The sequence below is a fragment of the Hydrogenophaga sp. GW823-FHT04C09 genome (assembly GCF_058796355.1).
Map to the genome: position 1 here is coordinate 49,207 of NZ_JBXAIO010000005.1, position 17,256 is coordinate 66,462.

Sequence of the window (17,256 nt, forward strand, 5' to 3'; positions counted from 1 at the left end):
GCAAAGGGGCGTGGGGCCCCCGATTTCCCCTGGTTTTCCCTGAGCAGTGAAGAAAGCCGCTACGCGAGCACGAACGCCGAGATCACCTCGGTGATGTGGGCCAGCCGCTGCGTGAGCTGCTTGGGCGCCTTGAAGTCGCGGTTGAAGCCGGCCGAGAGGGTGTGGATGTTGGAGAGGTAGAAGTACGAGCAGCCGGCGATGGTGATGTAGAGCTGCACCGGGTCGATGCCGGCGCGGAACAGGCCCGCCTTCTGGCCGCGCTCCAGGATGTCGCCCAGCGACTGCACCAGCGGCGAGTTCAGCTCGCGGATGCGCTGCGAGCCGTGCAGGTGGCGCGCCAGGTGCAGGTTCTCGCTGTTGAGCAGGGTGATGAACTCGGGGTGGGCGATGTAGTAGTCCCAGGTGAATTCCACCAGCCGGCGCAGCGCGATCAGCGGCGGCATGCCCTGCAGGTCCAGGTAGAGCTGGGCGTTGCGGATCTCGGCGTAGACGCTCTCCAGCGCGGCGGCGAACAGGCCGTCCTTGTCCTTGAAGTAGTAGTAGACGAGCTTCTTGTCCACCGCCGCCTTCTCGGCGATGCGCTCCACGCGCGCGCCACCCAGACCGGTGCGGGCGAATTCTTCGCGCGCGGCGACCAGGATGGCGGCCTTGGAGCGCTCGGCGTCGCGGATCTTGGGCTCGGAAGGGGCCTTTCTGGCGGTCACGGCGGAGGTCCTTGTGCGGGGGAAAGTGGGGCGGGCAATGCCGCCACAGCGTACCCGAACTCCCCCGCGCAGCCCTTTATTCACCATTAAGTGAATAAAGGGCTTTGCCAGGGCGCACCGCCAGGCGCCACAGGCGCGCGGCGCGGCCGATGAAGAAACCCGTGAACGCGCCGTACAGGGCCGCGACGCACAGCACGTACTGCGTGTCCCGGACCAGCTGCGGCGCCATGGTGAGATCGACCCCGACCACGTACTTCACCAGAAAGATGCCCACGATCAAGCCCAGCGGGACGGTGCTGCCCGGCAGGCGGTACAGGCGCCGCGCCGGGTCGTACTGGGCGCCATCGGCGCGGCCGCGCGCGACCAGGGCGAAGGCCAGCACCGCGGCGATGAGCCAGGCCGAAACGGCAAGGCCCCGGTGGGGCGTCGCACCGAAGGCCGAATACGTGCCCGAGACCGAGAAGAGCGTCATCGCCAGGGGCATCAGCGACACGCGGGCCAGGCTGGCGCTGCGCTCGCGCAGCTGGCTGGCGCCCAGCGCGAGCAGCGCCACGAGCAGGCCCCACACCCACAACGGTGTCTGGCGCAGGACGGGGACGACGGCTTCGGGGTGGTTGGCGAGCAGTTGCAGCAGCATGGTGGGCTCCGCGAGGAAGGGGTTGAGGGAGGACGCACTGTGCCGGGGGCGAGGGCGCCTGGCGATCCCGTTGCGACGAAACTGCGTGGGTGCGGCGCGAAGAGCCGTCTGACGAGGGCGAACGGCGGCGGCCGCGTCGGACGCCTCCGACACACGACCCCGCCAAGCACCCCCTGTTGCCGCGCCTCCCACTGTGCCAAGCTGTAGGGCATCGGATCTTCGCTTGATCCGGCAACTTCAAGAGTGCGCCTGTGAACAAAACCTTCGAGTTCGTCAGCGTGCGCGGCGCACGCGAACACAACCTGAAGAACGTCGATGTCGACGCGCCCCGCAATGCACTGGTCGTCTTCACCGGCATCTCCGGCTCCGGCAAATCCTCGCTGGCGTTTGGCACCATCTATGCCGAGGCACAGCGGCGCTACTTCGACTCGGTGTCGCCCTACGCCCGCCGGCTGATCGACCAGGTCGGCACGCCCGATGTGGACAGCATCGAAGGGCTGCCGCCCGCCGTGGCGCTGCAGCAGCCCAGGGGCTCGGCGGGCTCGCGCTCCACGCTCGGTTCGGTCTCGATGATCTCCAACATGCTGCGCATGCTGTACTCGCGCGCCGGTTGGTACCCGCGCGATCAGCCCATGCTGTTCGCCGAGGACTTTTCGCCCCACACGCCCCAGGGCGCCTGCCCGGTCTGCCAGGGACTGGGGTTTGTCTACGACGTGACCGAGAAGGCCATGGTGCCCGACGACACGCTGAGCATCCGCGAGCGCGCCATCGCCGCGTGGCCGCCGGCCTGGCATGGGCAGAACCTGCGCGACATCCTGGTCACGCTGGGTTACGACGTCGACACGCCGTGGCGCGATCTGCCCAGGAAGGACCGGGACTGGATCCTGTTCACCGAAGAGCAGCCCACCGTGCCGGTGTACGCCGGCTTCACCCCGGCCGAGACGCGGGCCGCGTTGCGCCGCAAGATGGAGCCGAGCTACCAGGGCACCTTCACGGGCGCGCGCAAGTACGTGTTGCAGACCTTCGCCACGACCTCCAGCGAACTGATGAAGCGCCGCGTGGCGCGCTTCATGTCCGGCACGGTGTGTCCTTCGTGCCAGGGCAAACGCCTGAAGGCCGAGGCACTCTCGGTGACCTTCGCCGGCCTGGACATCGGCGAGCTCTCCCGCTTGCCATTGACCCGGCTCGCGCAGGTGCTTGAACCGGCGGCCGCCGGCCGGCTCGCATCCACTTCGGCGCCAGCGGCCACGCCCAGGGGCCGCGCCCGCCGGGCCATGGCCCCGCGCCCGGGTCATGAAGGCGCTCCCGACGTGCGGCGAACGCCCCACCTCTCGGAAGAGAAACGCATCGCCGCACAACGGATCGCCCAGAACGTGCTGGAGCGCGTCAAGACCTTGGAGGACATCGGTCTGGGCTATCTGTCGCTCGACCGGCAGACACCCACCCTGTCGTCGGGCGAACTGCAGCGCGTGCGGCTGGCCACGCAGATCCACGCGAACCTCTTTGGCGTGCTCTACGTGCTGGACGAACCCTCGGCAGGCCTTCACCCCGCCGACGGCGTGGCGCTGCTGGCGGCGCTGGACCGCCTCAAGCGCGCCGGCAATTCGCTCTTCGTGGTCGAACACGATCTCGCGGTGATGAAACACGCCGACTGGATCGTGGACGTGGGCCCCGAAGCGGGCGAGAACGGCGGGCGCGTGCTGTACAGCGGCCCGCCGGCGGGCCTGCGCCGCGTGCCGGACTCCCACACCGCGCGGCACCTCTTCGCCGCACCGCCGCCGCGCAGGCGGGCCGTTCGCCCACCGCGGGGCTGGCTGAAGCTGACCGGCGTCAGCTGCAACAACCTGCACCGCCTCGACGCGGCTTTCCCCATCGGCGTGCTGACCGCGGTGACCGGTGTCTCCGGCTCGGGCAAGTCGAGCCTGGTGGGCCATGCCCTGGTGGACCTCATGGCGGACCACCTCGGCCATGAACCGCCCCAGCGCGACACGGGCGACACGGCGGAGGACGCCGAGGTCGGCGGCGCGGTGGTGAGCGGCGGCCGGATCGAAGCCGGTGCCGATGCCTTTCGCCGCCTGGTGCGGGTCGATCAGAAACCGATCGGCCGCACGCCGCGCTCCAACCTCGCCACTTACACGGGGCTGTTCGATGCGGTGCGAAAACGCTTCGCCGCCGAGCCTGCGGCGCGGTCGCGGCGATGGGGCGCAGGGCGCTTTTCGTTCAACGTGCCGGGCGGTCGTTGCGACACCTGCGAAGGCGAAGGTTTCGTCCACGTGGAACTGCTTTTCATGCCCAGCGTGTACGCACCCTGCGCCACCTGCGGCGGGCAGCGCTACAACGAGAAAACCTTGCAGATCACCCATGCCGGCAAGAACATCGCCGAGGTGCTGGCCATGACGGTGGAGGAAGGCGTGGCCTTCTTCCAGGAAGACCCGGCGATCCACCGGCCCTTGAAGCTGCTGCAGGACATTGGCCTGGGCTACCTGCGGCTGGGGCAGCCCGCCACCGAACTCTCCGGCGGCGAGGCACAGCGCATCAAGCTGGCCACGGAGCTGCAGCGGCCCAACCGCGGGGACACGCTCTACGTGCTCGACGAGCCCACCACCGGCCTGCATCCCGCCGATGTGGATCGGCTGATGGCGCAGCTGAATGCACTGGTGGACGCCGGCAACACGGTGGTGATGGTGGAGCACGACATGCGTGTCGTGGCCGCCAGCGACTGGGTGATCGACGTGGGGCCGGGCGCCGGCCATGAAGGCGGCCGCATCGTCGTGGCGGGCACGCCCGACGCGGTGGCGGCCTGCCCCGGCGGCCCGACGGCACCCCATCTGGCGGCGGCGCTCGGTGCACGCTGACCGACAATCGCCCCATGCAATTCCAGCCCATCCTCGAGGACATCGTCGCCACCCTGCGCCCGACCCTGGGGGCGCAGGGCCGGGTGGCCGACTACATTCCCGCGCTGGCGCGCGTGCCCGCGGCGCAGTTCGGCATCGCCTTGCGCACCTGCGACGGCGAGGAGGCGCAGGCCGGCGACAGCGCCACCCCCTTCTCGATCCAGAGCATTTCCAAACTCTTCGCCCTGACCCTGGGCATGCGAGCCATGGGCGAGCGCCTGTGGGAACGCATCGGACGGGAACCCTCCGGCAACCCCTTCAACTCCTTGGTGCAGCTGGAGGCCGAACAGGGCACGCCGCGCAACCCCTTCATCAACGCCGGCGCGATCGCCGTCACGGACCGGCTGGTCAGCCAGGGCGATCCCAAGGCGGCCATGCTGGAGCTGGTGTCCAGCCTGTGCAACGAGCCGGTGCACTTCGACGAGGAGGTGGCGGCATCGGAGGCCGCGACGGGCTTTCGCAACATCGCGCTGGGCAACTTCATGAAGAGCTTCGGCAAGATCGACAACGACGTCGCGGCTGTGCTGGACGCCTATTTCCACCACTGCGCGGTGCGCATGAGTTGCCAACAGCTGGCGCGCGCCACCGGCTTCCTGTGCCGCGACGGCCGCCACCCTTTCAGCGGCGAGCCCCTGCTGAGCGAGCGCCAGACGCGCCGGATCAACGCGCTGATGTTGACCTGCGGCACCTACGACGCGGCAGGGGAGTTCGCCTTCCGGATCGGCCTGCCCTGCAAGAGCGGCGTGGGCGGGGGCATCGTGGCGGTGGTGCCCGACCGCCTGAGCCTGTGCGTGTGGTCACCCGCGCTGGATGCCACGGGCAACTCGCTGCTGGGCATGCAGGCGCTGGAACTCTTCGCCTCGCGCACCGGGCTGTCCGTGTTCTGACGGAGCGCGCGGCGTCACCCGCGAGGCTGGCTGCCGCAAGCCAGCGCCAGGAACGATTCGACCAGGGGGTTGTCACGCCGCGCCTGCGTCGCGAACGCCAGGCTGTAGCGCAGCGGGCGCCGGCCTTCCAGCACCGGCACGTAGGTCACGTGGGGCATCTGCATCGCGGCGAAGGAGCTCGGCACCAGCGCGACGCCGACACCGCTGGCCACGAGCATGATCTTGGTCACCATCTGGGAGACCTCCTGCACCACCTTCGGAAAGAAGCCGGCCCGCTGGCAGGCGGCGAGAAAGATGCTCTCGAAGCCGGGCCCCGCCGAGAACGGGAACGAGATGAACGACTCGGTGGCCACCTGGCTCAGCTGGATCGACTTGCGCGACGCCAGCGGGTGCCAGGACGGCAGGGCGATGACGATCTTTTCTTCCTTGAAGTGGTCCACGACCAGGCCCTTGGAGTCCTGCAGCGGCGCGACGATCAGGGCGATGTCCGTGGCCCCTCGCCGCAGCGCCTCCAGCTGCCCGCCGGTGGTGTCGCTGTCCAGCAGGACTTCGACGCCCGGGTACTCCTTGCGAAAGAGCAGCACGAGATCGGGCAGCGGCCCGAGCGCGGCGCTGGCCACAAAAGAAAGCCGGATGCTGCCGGCGGTGCCGTCGGAGGCCCGCTGCGCCAGGCTCATGCCGTGGGCCGCCTGCGCCAAGGTGCGGCGCGCTTCACGCAGGAAGATCTCGCCGACCGGGGTGAGCCGCACGTGCCGCCGGCCCCGGTCGAACAAGGGCTTGCCGACCGCTTCTTCAATGCGCTTGATGGCATGGGACAGCGGCGGCTGCGACATGTGAAGGCGCAGGGCCGCCCGGCGGAAGTTCAACTCTTCAGCGACGGCGACGAACTGGTGCAGCTGGCGCAACTCGATCATATTGATATCTTTGAGCTATCAATAAATAGCAAAACGGTATTAGAAGTATCACTGAACCGTCCGCAGAATGGGCGCTCGTCCATCAAAAAGAAGCGGTCATGAGCGACAAAAAAACCGGTGAAGCGTGCGCCTTGCAGCTCACCCATTTCGGCGCCGCGGGCTGGCGGATCACCGACGGCAAAACGGTGCTCCTGGTCGATCCCTACTTCTCCCGCGTGCGTTACGCGGGCAAGACCTTCGGCGACCCCGACGCCCCGATCTCCCCCGGCGACACGCGGCCGATCTTTCGTCCGCAGGACGTGTTGTCGTCCGACACCGGGCTGGTCGACCGGCACATTGACAGCGCCGACTACATCGTCATCTCGCACTCGCATTTCAACCATTGCATGGACATGCCGCACATCGCGCGCAAGACCGGCGCGCTGGTGATCGGGACGTACAGCACCACCAACATCGCGCGCGCCAACGGCGTGGACGAGCAGCAGCTCATCACGGTGAAGGGCGGCGAGGACTACCAGTTCGACGACATTGCCATCCGCGTGGTGAACAGCCTGCACTCGCCGCTGGCGGCCAAGCGCTACTTCGAATGGGGCGAGGTGCCGCGCGATGTGGATCGGCCGCTGCGCATGATCGACTACTGCGAAGGCGGCACGATGGGTTATTACATCCGCTGGGGTGGGCACCGCATCGTCGTGTTCGGCTCCATGAACTACATCGAACGCGATCTGCTGGACATCGACGCCACGATCGCGCTGGTGCCCGCCGCGCGCCCCCGGCTGCATGTGCGCGACTACACCGACCGCCTGCTGCGCCGCGTGGGCATGCCCAAGCTGGTGATCGCCACGCACTGGGATGTGCAGACCGCGCCGTATGGCGCCTCGCAGGCCGAGGCGCTGGCCCAGGCGGAGACCTTTGTGCAGGAGGTGAACACCACCTCACCCGACTCGCAGGTGATCGTGCCGCTGCACTTCGACACGGTGCATGTGGACGCCAGCGGCCATGCCTGGAAGGTGGACCACGGGCAGGCCTGACTTGTGCTTCAGGCTCAAGTCGCTCCACCCTGGAAACGTCTCGGCGGTCGGTAGAGGAAGACAAGAAAAAGCGCGATGTGCTGCGCCCTGGTTTGCCCCCGGGCGCGCGGGTTCTCTGCGGGCAAATGGAGTACTTTCATGAATCAGATGGTCAAGACATGGGTCCAGGCGACCCTCGGTGCGGTCCTTGCCGGGTTGGTGTCCAGCGCGGCGGCCACGGACTTCCCGGTGCGCCAGGTGCGCCTCGTGGTCCCGGTGGCGCCGGGTGGTCCGAACGACACCTTCGCGCGCACGCTGGCCCCCAAGCTGGGCGCCGGCCTCGGGCAGCAGGTGGTGATCGAAAACATCCCGGGCGCCGGGGGCAACCTGGCCACCGCTTCGGTGCTGCGACAGCCGCACGACGGCCACAACCTGGTGCTGCACGGCATGACCTACGCGGTCAACCCGTCGATCTTCGGCGCCGCGTCGTCCTACAAGGTCGGCGACTACACCGCCGTCTCCATCGTGGCCAAAGGCCCGCTGGTGCTGGTGGCGCACCCGTCCCTGGGCGTGAAGAACGTCAAGGAGCTCATCGCCTACCTCAAGAGCAAGCCGACCGGCGTGGACTACGCCTCGGGCGGGCCGGGCACCTCGCCGCACCTGGCGGCCGAGCTGTTCAAGCTGGCCGCCGGCGTCAACATGCAGCACATCCCGTACAAGGGCACGGGCGCCTTCATGCCCGACCTGCTGGCCGGGCGCGTGCCGGTGGCTTTCGTGAGCCCGCTGGTGATCAAGCCGTCCATCGCATCGGGCCAGCTCATCGGCCTGGGGGTGACCGGCGCCCAGCGCAGCAAAGGCTGGGATCTGCCGACCATCGCCGAGGCGGGCGTGCCGGGTTTTGACTTCGAGGCCTGGTACGCCATCATGGCGCCCGCCGCCACGCCGCCCGATGTCGTGCTCAAGCTCAACAAGCTCATCGACGACGCCGTCAACACGCCGGAGGCCCAGGAGAAGTGGCAGAGCCTGGGCGTGGAAGTGATGCGCGGCACGCCGCAGGAAGCCCAGGCCTACGTCATGAGCGAGTACGCCAAGTGGGCCAAGGTGGTCAAGGCCGCCAACATCAAGGCCGACTGACGCATGCTGTATGAAAACGGAACCGTCTTCGACGGGCGCGATGTCCTGCCCACGGGCCACGCGGTGCTGGTGGAAGCCGGCCGCATCCACGCGGTGGGGCCGGCCGACCGCTTCACCGGTTACCAGGGGCCGCGCTTCGACCTCGGCGGCGACACCCTGCTGCCCGGGCTGATCGACTGCCATGTGCACCTCACCATGTCGGGCGATGGCAAGAGCGTCACCGGGCAGGGCAACGACCACGCGGCGCTGACGCTGCAGGCGCTGGAGAACGCGCAGGCCTCCCTGCGCGGCGGCATCACGGCCCTGCGGGACTGCGGCGGCGTCGACCACGTGGAGTTCGCCGTGCGCGACGCCTGCAACGCCGGGCGTTTCCTCGGGCCGTACATCCGGGTGTCGGGCAAGGTGATCTGCATGACGGGCGGCACCAAGTGGAAGATCGCGCGCGTGGCCGACGGCCCGCAGGAGGTGGTCAAGGCGGTGCGCGAGCAGCTGCTGGCGGGCTGCGACTGCGTCAAGCTGATGGCCACCGGCGCCGTGCTGCACGCCGGCACCGACATCGAGGACGCGCAGTACACCGAGGAAGAGCTGGCCGCGGGCGTGGCCGAGGCCCGCCGGTTTCGCAAGCCCACCGCCGCCCATGCGATCGGCACCCAGGGCATCCTGAACGCCGCGCGCGCGGGCGTGACCTCGGTGGAGCACGGCATGTTCATGACCGACGAGACCGTGCGCCTGATGCTGGAGCGGCAGATCTTCCTGGTGCCCACGCTGGCCGCGGTGGAGCAGGTGCTGCTGAACCCGCAGGCCGTGTCGCCCGCGTCGCTGGCCAAGGCGCAGCGCGTGGCCGCACGGCACCGCGAATCGGTGGGCCTGTATTACCGCGCCGGCGGCCGCATCGTGATGGGGGCCGACACCGGCACGCTGTGCAACCCGCACGGCAACAACGCGCAGGAGCTGCGCTACATGGTGGCCTGCGGCATGTCGCCGCTGGCCGCGCTGGTCGGCGCTACCTCGCTGGCGGCCGACCTGTTGAACCTGCCCGACCGGGGCGCGCTGGTGGCCGGCCACATCGCCGACATGCTGATCGTGCGCGGCGATCCCTTCACCCAGATCGAACAAGTGGCGGATCGGCGCCACCACCGCCTGGTCATCAAGGCCGGGCAAGTGGTCGCCGGCCCCGAATCGGGACTGACATGAACCTGCCTTTCGATTTTCAGAACCCCTACGCGAGCGTCCGTCTGCCGGGCTTTTTCAGGAACGTGGTGTCGACCTCCACGCCACTCGGCGCGCAGGCCGGTCTTCGCATGCTGCTCAAGGGCGGCAACGCGGTGGACGCGGCCATCGCCGCCGCCGCCGCGCTGACCATCACGGAGCCCGTGAGCAACGGGCTGGGCAGCGATGCTTTCTGCATCCTGTGGGACGGCCAGGGGCTGCATGGCCTCAATGCCTCGGGGCCGGCGCCGGCCGGCTGGTCGACGGACTATTTCCGCCGCAAGTACGGTGAAGACCCGAAGACGCCGCCCAAGCGCGGCGTCGACGCGGTGACCGTGCCCGGCGCCGTGGCCGCGTGGACCACGCTGCATGCGCGCTTCGGCAAGCTGCCGTTCGCCGACCTGATGGAGCCCGCCATCGAGGCGGCCGAGGGCGGCTACGGCGTGTCCCCCGTGGTGCACCAGAAATGGAAGGCCGGCGCGCCCGAGCTGGCGGCGCAGCCCGGCTTCGCGCAAAGCTTCCTGCCCTTCGGCCGCGCGCCGGACATCGGCGAGCGCTTCCGCTTTCCCGCGGCGGCCCGCGCCCTGCGCGCCATCGCCGAGACCCGGGGCGAAGCCTTCTACCGCGGCGAGGTGGCGGCGGCCCTCGTGCGTTTCGTGAGGGACGCCGGCGGCGTGCTGAGCGAACAGGACCTGGCCAGCTTCCAGCCCGAATGGGTCACCCCGATCTCGCGCGACTACCGGGGCTACACGCTGCACGAGATACCGCCCAACGGCCAGGGCATCGCCGCGCTCATGGCGCTGGGCATCCTGGCGCAGTTCGACCTGGCGTCGTTGCCGGTGGATTCGGCCGACTCGCAGCACCTGCAGATCGAGGCCATGAAGCTGGCCTTCGCCGACGTGTACCGACACGTCGCGGACAGCCGCCACCTGCAGGTCACGCCCGAGCAGATGCTGGACAACGGCTACCTCGCGTCCCGCGCGCGGCTGATCGACATGGGCCGCGCCCAGACCTTCGGCGCCGGCAACCTGGTGCGCGGCGGCACGGTGTACCTCACGGCGGCCGACGAGAACGGCATGATGGTGAGCTTCATCCAGAGCAACTACATGGGCTTCGGCTCGGGCTGCGTGGAGCCGGGCTTCGGCGTCAGCCTGCAGAACCGGGGCCATGGTTTCAGCCTGGACCCCAACAGCCCCAACGCCGTGCAGCCGGGCAAGCGGCCGTTCCACACCATCATCCCGGCCTTCCTCACCCATAGCGGCCAGCCGGTGATGAGCTTCGGCGTGATGGGCGGCAACATGCAGCCGCAGGGCCACATGCAGACGCTGGCGCGCATGCTGGACTACGGCCAGAGCCCGCAGGCCGCCTGCGACGCGCCGCGCTGGCGCTTCGACCAGGGCCTGGACATCAACGTCGAAAGCGCGATGAACCGCCAGACCGTCGCCGAGCTGGAGCGGCGCGGCCACCGCGTGAAGACCATCGACGACGCCTACCAGGACTTCGGCGCCGGGCAGTTCATCTGGCGCCTGGACGGCGAAGGGGCGGGCTACGTGGCCGCCAGCGACCCCCGGCGCGACGGGCAGGCCGTGGGCTGTTGACGGGTGCTCACTCCGGCTTGAACCCGGCCTCTTTCAACAGGCCAGCGCTCTGCGCCACATCGCTGGCGATGTACTTGCGGAAGGTGTCCACCGATTCCACCACCGGCTCCACGCCCAGCGAGGCGAGCGAGCCGGCCTTGGCCAGTTCTTCCGTGGCTTTGTTGATGGCCTTGTTGAGGAACTGCACGCGGTCGTCCGGCGTACCCTTGGGCGCCCACACGCCGTACCAGGACACGTACACCAGGCCGGGGTAGCCGCTCTCGGCGGCCGTGGGCACATCAGGGGCGATGCTGCTGCGCTTGGCGCCGGTCTGGGCGATGGGTTTGACGCGGCCGCCCTTGGCCATGGGCTGCAGCGAGATGATGGAATCCACCAGCACCTGCACGTGGCCGCCGGCCACGTCGGTGGCGGCGGGCGCCGTGCCGCGGTAGGGCGTCATGGTGAAGTTGACCTTGCCCTGCTTGGCCAGCAGCAGCGTGGCGAGGTGGCTGGGCGCGCCGAGCGCGGGGATGGCGGCGTTCCAGTGGTTGCCGGATTTGCCGGCCGCGTCGATCACCTCGCGCAGGTTCTTCTGCGGCGCGGTGGGCGGGATCACGATGAGCAGCGGCGCCTCGCCGGTGCGGGCCACGGGCGCGAAGTCGGTCACGGGGTCGTAGGGCGGCGTGGCCAGCACGTGGCTGGCGAGCACGTGCGTGGCGGCCGAGAACAGCAGGGTGTAGCCGTCGGGGTGCGCGGTCTGCACCGCCTTGCCACCGATGGTGCCGCTGCCGCCGGCGCGGTTGTCCACCACCACGGTCACGCCCAGGTCGGTCTGCAGCTGTTTGGCGAGCAGGCGCGCCGCGCCGTCCACGCCGCCACCGGCCGCGAAGGGCACGATGAGCTTGATCATGTTGTCGGGGAATTTCCCCTGGGCCAGGGCGGGTGCCACGCCCACGGCGGCGAGGGCGAGGCCGGTCATCCAATGCTTCATCCACTTCATGTCTGTCTCCTTCGGGTTTGTGGTCAATCGGGTTGAGGGGCGGGGGTGCGGCGCGCGCGGCGCCGTTCGAAAACGCTCAGCGTGGCGTCGATGTCTTCGGCATCGATGCCGCGCGTGATGAAGACGATGCGCGTGCGCCGGTCGTCGCTGGGCCAGCGCGGCAGCGTCTCGGGCGGGTGGAACAGGTGCTGCACGCCGTGGATGACGAGCGGGTGCTCCGGGTCGTCGTCCAGGTGCACGATGCCCTTGACGCGCAGCAGGTCGTCGCCGCGCATCTTCGCGATCATGTCCAGCCAGGCGAAGAAGCCTTCGCGCGAAAGCGGCCGATCGCGCACGATGACGTGCGAGCGGATGCGGTCGTCGTGCCGGCTGGCACCGTGCCCGCCGGACGCGGGAAAGAAACTCGATCGGCCGGTGTCGGGCACGGCGGTGAAGGCGGCGGCCGGGCGCGCCAGCAAGGCCTGCAGGGCGTTCAGGGCACCGTCGGCGTCGGTGCGGATCTCGGCCAGCGGGTTGATGTCGCGCAGCCGCTGCACCAGCGGTTCGAGCTCGGGCGCCGCCGCGAGATCGGTCTTGGTGAGCAGCAGGCGGTCGGCCACCGCGGCCTGTTTCACGGCCTCGGGGTGCTGGTCCAGCGTGGCCATGGCGTGGCAGGCGTCCACGGTGCAGGCCACGCCCGCCAGGCGCCACGCACCCTGCAGGCGCGGGTCGCCCATGAGCGTGTGCAGGATGGGCGCGGGGTCGGCCAAGCCGGTGGTCTCCAGCACCACGTGGCGCAGCTCGCCACGCTGCGCGGCCGGCGTGGCGGCCAGCCGCTCGAAAGCTTCCACCAGGTCGCCCCGGATGGTGCAGCAGATGCAGCCGTTGGCCAGCAGCACCATGTTCTCTTCGGTGTGGTCGACCAGGTCGTGGTCGAGCCCGACGGACCCGAACTCGTTGATGACCACGGCCGTGCCCTGCATGCCGGGCTCGCGCAGCAGGCGGTTGAGCAGCGTGGTCTTGCCGCTGCCGAGGAAGCCGGTGAGCACGGTGACAGGCACAGCCTTCGTCATGACATCTCGCCCATGGGGCCATGCAGCTTGGCAAACGATTCGAGCGTGCGCGCCAGCCGCGTGAGCAGCCAGTCGGCATCGGCTTCGTCGGCCTCGCCCGCTTCCAGGCGGGTGAGCAGCTGCATCACCGGCTGGCGCTGTTCGGCGATCGGCCCGGGCTGCAGCAGGAAGGCCTCCACGCTGGGCACGCCCAGGCGCTCGCTCTCGGCCCAGAGGTAGTCGGCGATGTCGAGCTCGAAGTCCTGCAGCGAGACGCTGACCCCGCCCACGCCGCAGCCGCAACCCGAGCCCAGCGTGACGTGCTGGGCGCTCAGGCGGCTCCACAGGCCGAGCAGGCGGGCGGCGCGGGGGTCGGCGGCGGCCACGGTGGCGGTGTCCATGTCAGGCCCGCAGGCGGGCCGTGGCGGCCTCGTCCACTTGCTGTTGCCCGTCGAGCGCCACGCGGTAGACCTCGCGCGCCACCTCGGCGCTCACATAGCCTTCGCGCACGTCCTCGGCCACCTTCTCGGCCTCGCGCTCCAGCGGGCTGCCGAAGCCACCGCCGCCGCCCGAGAGCATCTTGTAGGCGTCGCCGCGCTCCAGGCGCACGTTGAAGATCTTGGCGTTGAGGTGGTCGCTCTTCCACTCGCCCTTGTGGCGCACGGCCAGGCCGTTGCCCATGGCGTCGCCGCCGCCTTCCAGGCCCCAGGGCTTGCAGTGCACGCGGTCGATGCGGGTGGTGACGGTGAAGGGCGAGAGCGCCTGCACCACCATCTCGGCCCCCAGGCCGCCGCGGTACTTGCCGGCGCCCGCGCTGTCCTGGCGGATCTCGTACTTCTCGACCAGCACCGGGTACTTGGCTTCGAGCTGTTCGGTCGGGCTGTTGTGGGTGTCGCCGTCGTTGATGCAGACGGTGACGGACACGCCGTCTTCGGTGCTCTTGGCGCCCCAGCCGCCGCCCAGCGGGCCGATGCCCACGATGAACAGGCGGCCGTCTTCGGGCGAGATGCCGTGGATGTTGGGGAACACCAGGTCGGCGTGGTGGCCGGCGATGGCGCGGTCGGGAATCGCGGGCGCGAGCGCCTTGAAGATGGTGTCGATCACCGTCATGGGGAAGGTCATCCACACGCGCATCGGGTAGGGGCGCTCGGCGCTGATGACGGTGCCCATGGGCATGATGACCTTGAGCGAGCGGAAGCTGCCGTCGTTGACCGGGTAGTCGGTGGGCGTGGTGAGGCACTTGTAGGCCACCTGCGCGCAGGCGATGCCGGTGGTGAAGCCCGAGTTGTAGAAGCCGCGCACCTGCTTGCTCACGTCGGAGAGGTCCACCGTCATCTCGTCGCCCTTGACGGTGACCTTGACGCGGATGGGGATGCGCTTGCCGATCTCCAGGCCGTCGTCGTCCATGTAGGACTCGGCTTCGTACACGCCGTCGGGGATGGACAGCGTGTTCTTGCGCGCCACGGCCTCGCTCGAATCCATGATCTGGCGGATCGAGCCGTTGACCGCGTCGGCGCCGTAGCGCTGCAGCAGCTCCACGTAGCGGCGCTCGCCGGTGGTGATGGCGGTGATCTGCGCGCGCAGGTCGCCCAGCGCGCGCTCGGGCATGCGCACGTTCATGGCGATGATGTCGATCAGGTCCTGGTTGACCACGCCTTCGCGCTGGTACTTCACGATCGGGATCTGGATGCCTTCGCTGAAGATGTCGGTGGTCACGTTGCCCAGGGTGCCGCCCACGTCGAGCCAGTGCGCCATGCAGCAGGTGAAGCCTTCGAGCTGCCCTTCGTGGAACACCGGCATGGTGAAGGTGAAGTGGTTCAGGTGGCTGCCAGTGGTGTAGGCGTCGTTGGTGACGAGGATGTCGCCCGGCTTGATGTTCTCAACACCGAAATGTTTGATCTTCGCCTTCACCGTCTCGGCCATGCCGCGGATGAACATGGGCAGACCCAGGCCGATGGAGACGGTGTCGCCTTCCTTGGTGAACAGGCCCACCGTGAAGTCCAGCGCTTCATAGATGATGAGGTTGTAGGCGGTGCGCGTGAGGTTGGTCTTCATCTCCTCCGTCACGGCGAAGAGGCCGTTGCGGATGATCTCGACGGTGACGGGGTCAACCGTCGTGCTGGGCAGGTCTCGTGTGTTCATGAGCGGTCACTCCCGATGGCGATTTGCAGGTTGCCCAGGCCGTCGACGCGCAGTTCGTCGCCGGGCTGGACCACGGTGGTGGAGGCGTGTTCTTCGATGAGGGCCGGGCCGCTGATGAGGTTGCCGGCGCGCAGCAGGTCGCGTTTGTAGATGGGCGTGTCGGCCCAGCCGCCGGCGCGGAAGTACACCGGCTTGGTGCCGCGCAGGGCGGCGGCTTCGGGCTGTGCCGCGCCTTCGTCCACATGGTGGCGCGGCGGTTTCTTCATGGTGCCGAGCACGGTCACGCGCAGGCTCACGAGGTCGGCCGCTTCCTGAGGCGCGGAGGTGCCGTAGCGCACCTTGTGCACCTGGTCGAAGTGGTTCTTGATGGCCGAGCGGTCCTTGTCGACGAAGAAAGCGCCGGGCAGGTCCACCGTGACGGCATGCTCCTGGCCCACGTAGCGCATGTCGGCGGCGCGCTCGATCACGATGCCGTCGGGCGTGATGCCGGAGGCGGCGAGCGCGGCGCGGCCTTCGTCTTCCATGCCCTTGTAGAGCGCTTCGATCTCGTCGAAGGACACGTCGTTGAGCTTGCGGAACACCGAGCGCACGTAGTCGTAGCGCAGGTCGGAGAACAGCATGCCGTAGGCCGAGAAATAACCCGGCGCGTACGGGATGAGCACCTTGCGGATGCCGATCTCGCGCGCGATGGCCGAGGCGTGCAGCGGGCCGGCGCCGCCGTAGACCACCATGGTGAAGCTGCCGGCGTCCAGACCGCGCTCGGTGGTCACGGCCTTGACCGCGTGCGACATCTGGGTGACGGCGATGCGCAGGATGCCGTCGGCGGCGGCGGTGGTGTCCAGCCCCAGGGGCTTGGCCACGCGCTCTTCCATCTGGCGCTGCGTGCCGGCCAGGTCGAGCTTGAGTTCGCCGCCGAGGAAGTGGTCGGCGTCGAGGCGGCCGAGCACCAGGTTGGCGTCGGTCACGGTGGGTTCGGTGCCGCCGCGGCCGTAGGCCACGGGGCCGGGGATGGAGCCCGCGCTCTGCGGGCCCACGCGCAGCGCGTTGCCGGTTTCCACGCGGGCGATGGAGCCGCCGCCGGTGCCGACCTCATGGATGTCCATCATCGGGATCTGGATCGGCAGGGCGCGCTCGTAGCCGCCGATGAGCGCGCTGCCGGTGGTCAGCGGCCGGCCTTCGCTGATCACGCCGGCCTTGGCGGTGGTGCCGCCCATGTCGAAGGCGATGGCGTCGCCCATGCCGAGCTGGGCGCAGATGGCCTGGGCGCCGATCACGCCGGCCGCCGGGCCGGACTCCAGCATGCGCACGCAGTCGCGCCGCGCGTGCTCGCTGGGGAACAGGCCGCCGGTGGACTGCACCACGTAGAAGTCGCCCTCGAAGCCCTTGTTGCTCAAATGCTCTTCGAGCTGGCCGAGGTAGGCCGAGACGCGCGGGCCCACGTAGGCGTTGGCCACGGCGGTGGAGACGCGCTCGAACTCGCGGTATTCCTGGCTCAGCTCGTGCGAGGCGCAGACGAAGGCGCCGGGCAGTTCCTCCTGCAGGATCTGTTTCACGCGCTGTTCGTGCGCCGGGTTGCGGTAGGAGTGCAGCAGCAGCACGGCCACGGCCTCGATGTTTTTTCCGCCGAGTTCGCGCGCCAGCTCGCGCACGGCGGCCTCGTCCAGCGCCTTGTGCGTGCTGCCGTCGGCGCGCAGGCGCTCGGCCACTTCGTAGCGCAGCGAGCGCTTGACCAGCGGCTCGTGCTTGTTGAAGAACAGGTTGTAGGCGTCGGGCCGGTTGACGCGGCCGATCTCGTAGATGTCGCGAAAGCCCTCGGTGATCAGCAGCGCGGTCTTGGCGCCGTTGCGCTCCAGCAGGGTGTTGATGGCGATGGTGGAGCCGTGCAGGAACAGGTGGCCGTCGCGCAGGTCGATGTTCGCGCTGTCCAGCGTGGCCTGGATGCCGTTGACCAGCTGGCCATGGGTGGACAGGGCCTTGCCGAACAGCAGCTGGCCGGTGACTTCGTCGAAGGCGGCCATGTCGGTGAAGGTGCCGCCGATGTCGACGGCGACGCGCAGCCGCGCGTCATGGGGGGTGAGGTTGGTGTTGCTCATGGTGTGTTCCTCGGGTGCGTGCGG

At 69.1% G+C, this 17,256-nt stretch carries 14 protein-coding genes; 6 read left to right on the forward strand and 8 right to left on the reverse strand.

Features of this window, described 5'->3' with window-relative positions; translation table 11 throughout:
• Positions 1-59 precede the first annotated feature (59 nt).
• Both AC1Q9M_RS15085 and AC1Q9M_RS15090 read right to left on the reverse strand, forming a co-directional pair.
• Positions 60-704, reverse strand: a complete 645-nt coding sequence (locus AC1Q9M_RS15085) for a TetR/AcrR family transcriptional regulator (protein ID WP_382152382.1) — start codon at positions 702-704, stop codon at positions 60-62.
• A 76-nt stretch (positions 705-780) separates the two neighbouring features.
• The gene (locus tag AC1Q9M_RS15090; protein WP_382322599.1) at positions 781-1,341 is read right to left on the reverse strand and encodes a DUF6622 family protein; all 561 of its coding nucleotides are present in this window, start codon (positions 1,339-1,341) and stop codon (positions 781-783) included.
• A 251-nt stretch (positions 1,342-1,592) separates the two neighbouring features.
• Between AC1Q9M_RS15090 and AC1Q9M_RS15095 the strand changes: the two genes are divergently transcribed.
• A complete protein-coding gene (locus AC1Q9M_RS15095; protein ID WP_492434497.1) occupies positions 1,593-4,196 on the forward strand; it encodes an excinuclease ABC subunit UvrA in 2,604 nt (867 codons plus the stop codon).
• Between the two features lie 14 nt (positions 4,197-4,210).
• The gene (locus AC1Q9M_RS15100; RefSeq protein WP_382322600.1) at positions 4,211-5,122 is read left to right on the forward strand and encodes a glutaminase; all 912 of its coding nucleotides are present in this window, start codon (positions 4,211-4,213) and stop codon (positions 5,120-5,122) included.
• A 14-nt stretch (positions 5,123-5,136) separates the two neighbouring features.
• Here the strand turns inward: AC1Q9M_RS15100 and AC1Q9M_RS15105 are convergent, their stop codons facing one another.
• The gene (locus AC1Q9M_RS15105; protein WP_492434498.1) at positions 5,137-6,036 is read right to left on the reverse strand and encodes a LysR substrate-binding domain-containing protein; all 900 of its coding nucleotides are present in this window, start codon (positions 6,034-6,036) and stop codon (positions 5,137-5,139) included.
• Between the two features lie 98 nt (positions 6,037-6,134).
• On the opposite strand from AC1Q9M_RS15105, the gene AC1Q9M_RS15110 reads away from it, so the two are divergent.
• The 4 genes from AC1Q9M_RS15110 (at position 6,135) to AC1Q9M_RS15125 (ending at position 10,987) form a co-directional block, all read left to right on the forward strand.
• Positions 6,135-7,067, forward strand: a complete 933-nt coding sequence (locus AC1Q9M_RS15110; protein WP_492434499.1) for an MBL fold metallo-hydrolase — start codon at positions 6,135-6,137, stop codon at positions 7,065-7,067.
• Positions 7,068-7,205: 138 nt separating this feature from the next.
• Positions 7,206-8,180, forward strand: coding sequence for a Bug family tripartite tricarboxylate transporter substrate binding protein (locus AC1Q9M_RS15115; protein WP_382327815.1), 975 nt, complete (start codon positions 7,206-7,208; stop codon positions 8,178-8,180).
• A gap of 3 nt (positions 8,181-8,183) precedes the next feature.
• Positions 8,184-9,374, forward strand: a complete 1,191-nt coding sequence (locus AC1Q9M_RS15120) for a metal-dependent hydrolase family protein (RefSeq protein WP_492434500.1) — start codon at positions 8,184-8,186, stop codon at positions 9,372-9,374.
• Positions 9,371-10,987, forward strand: a complete 1,617-nt coding sequence (locus AC1Q9M_RS15125; RefSeq protein ID WP_492434501.1) for a gamma-glutamyltransferase family protein — start codon at positions 9,371-9,373, stop codon at positions 10,985-10,987. Before AC1Q9M_RS15120 ends, AC1Q9M_RS15125 begins: the two co-directional genes overlap by 4 nt.
• A gap of 7 nt (positions 10,988-10,994) precedes the next feature.
• On the opposite strand, the gene AC1Q9M_RS15130 is transcribed toward AC1Q9M_RS15125, so the two are convergent.
• The 5 genes from AC1Q9M_RS15130 to AC1Q9M_RS15150 are packed head-to-tail and all read right to left on the reverse strand — an operon-like array spanning position 10,995 to position 17,232.
• Complete coding sequence (locus tag AC1Q9M_RS15130) at positions 10,995-11,957, reverse strand: Bug family tripartite tricarboxylate transporter substrate binding protein (RefSeq protein WP_492434737.1); 963 nt, start codon at positions 11,955-11,957, stop codon at positions 10,995-10,997.
• A 32-nt stretch (positions 11,958-11,989) separates the two neighbouring features.
• Positions 11,990-13,018 carry a CobW family GTP-binding protein gene (locus AC1Q9M_RS15135; RefSeq protein WP_382327811.1) on the reverse strand — a complete coding sequence of 343 codons (1,029 nt, stop codon included), beginning with the start codon at positions 13,016-13,018 and terminating at the stop codon, positions 11,990-11,992.
• A complete protein-coding gene (locus AC1Q9M_RS15140; protein ID WP_492434502.1) occupies positions 13,015-13,398 on the reverse strand; it encodes a hypothetical protein in 384 nt (127 codons plus the stop codon). The genes AC1Q9M_RS15135 and AC1Q9M_RS15140 overlap by 4 nt, the downstream gene beginning before the upstream one ends.
• Position 13,399: 1 nt before the next feature.
• Positions 13,400-15,139, reverse strand: a complete 1,740-nt coding sequence (locus AC1Q9M_RS15145) for a hydantoinase B/oxoprolinase family protein (RefSeq protein ID WP_492434503.1) — start codon at positions 15,137-15,139, stop codon at positions 13,400-13,402.
• On the reverse strand, positions 15,136-17,232 hold the full coding sequence (locus AC1Q9M_RS15150; protein ID WP_444687758.1) for a hydantoinase/oxoprolinase family protein: 2,097 nt from the start codon (positions 17,230-17,232) through the stop codon (positions 15,136-15,138). The genes AC1Q9M_RS15145 and AC1Q9M_RS15150 overlap by 4 nt, the downstream gene beginning before the upstream one ends.
• Positions 17,233-17,256: the final 24 nt, after the last annotated feature.